This is a genomic window from Clostridium sp. D5, assembly GCF_000190355.1.
Taxonomy (GTDB): domain Bacteria; phylum Bacillota; class Clostridia; order Lachnospirales; family Lachnospiraceae; genus Faecalicatena; species Faecalicatena fissicatena_A.
Genome location: NZ_GL870844.1, coordinates 1 through 1,229, shown reverse-complemented (window position 1 = coordinate 1,229; position 1,229 = coordinate 1). Strand labels below are relative to the sequence as shown.

Sequence of the window (1,229 nt, the reverse complement as noted above, 5' to 3'; positions counted from 1 at the left end):
AGACGGGGATCAAGGTCATTGACCTGCTGGCCCCCTACACCAAAGGCGGAAAGGTGGGTCTGTTCGGGGGCGCCGGCGTAGGAAAGACCGTGCTGATCCAGGAACTGATCAACAACATCGCAAAGGAGCACGGCGGGATCTCTGTATTTGCAGGGGTAGGCGAGCGTACCAGGGAAGGAAACGACCTGTACTATGAGATGCAGGAATCCGGAGTCATTGATAAGACCGCCATGGTATTCGGGCAGATGAACGAGCCGCCGGGAGCCAGGATGCGTGTGGCTCTGACGGGGCTGACCATGGCAGAGCATTTCCGGGATAAGGAACACCAGGACGTGCTGCTGTTCATCGACAACATCTTCCGGTTTACGCAGGCAGGTTCCGAAGTGTCCGCACTTCTGGGGCGTGTGCCCTCAGCCGTAGGGTACCAGCCCACGCTGGCAACGGAGATGGGTGCGCTGCAGGAACGGATCACCTCCACGCGTGACGGATCCATCACGTCGGTGCAGGCGGTGTATGTGCCGGCCGATGACCTGACAGACCCGGCACCGGCCACCACCTTTGCCCATCTGGATGCCACCACGGTGCTCAGCCGTGCAATCACGGAGCTTGGGATCTACCCGGCGGTGGATCCGCTGGAATCCACATCCCGGATTATGGACCCCTTAATCCTGGGGGAAGAGCATTACCAGACTGCCCGAGAGGTGCAGGAGGTGCTGCAGAAATATAATGACCTGCAGGATATCATCGCAATCCTGGGAATGGAGGAGCTCTCAGAAGAAGATAAGCTCATCGTGTCCCGGGCAAGAAAACTGCAGAGATTCCTTTCCCAGCCGTTTTATGTGGCGGAGCAGTTTACGGGAATGGCGGGCAAGTACGTGCCGCTCAAAGAAACCATCCGGGGCTTCCGGGAGATTCTGGAAGGCAGACACGACGAGATCCCGGAATCCATGTTCCTGTTTGCAGGAGGAATTGAAGATGTGGTAGAAAAGTACGCCCAGGGCGGGAATGTATAAGAAATGCCGCAGGAGAAGACAGGAGGAGGGCGAATGGCAGCAAATAGATTTTTATTGGAGATTGTAACGCCGCAGCAACTCTTCTATTCCGGGGAAGTTGAGATGGTGATTGTAGAGGAAGCTTCGGGACAGGAAGGATATATGGCGGGGCACAGCCTTGCACTGAAGCGCCTGGAAAAGGGAGAGGTAAAGATCCGGGAAGCGGAGAGTAAAGAG

Annotated in this window: 2 protein-coding genes; both read left to right on the top strand. The window is 56.6% G+C overall.

Annotated features, from left to right (window positions below; translation table 11 throughout):
- Nucleotides 1-1,013, top strand: a 1,013-nt coding sequence (gene atpD / locus HMPREF0240_RS23220) for a F0F1 ATP synthase subunit beta (protein WP_035314798.1), incomplete at its 5' end; no start/stop codon positions are given.
- 33 nt (nucleotides 1,014-1,046) lie between these two features.
- On the top strand, nucleotides 1,047-1,229 hold a 183-nt coding region (locus HMPREF0240_RS23215), incomplete at its 3' end, for a hypothetical protein (protein WP_035314797.1).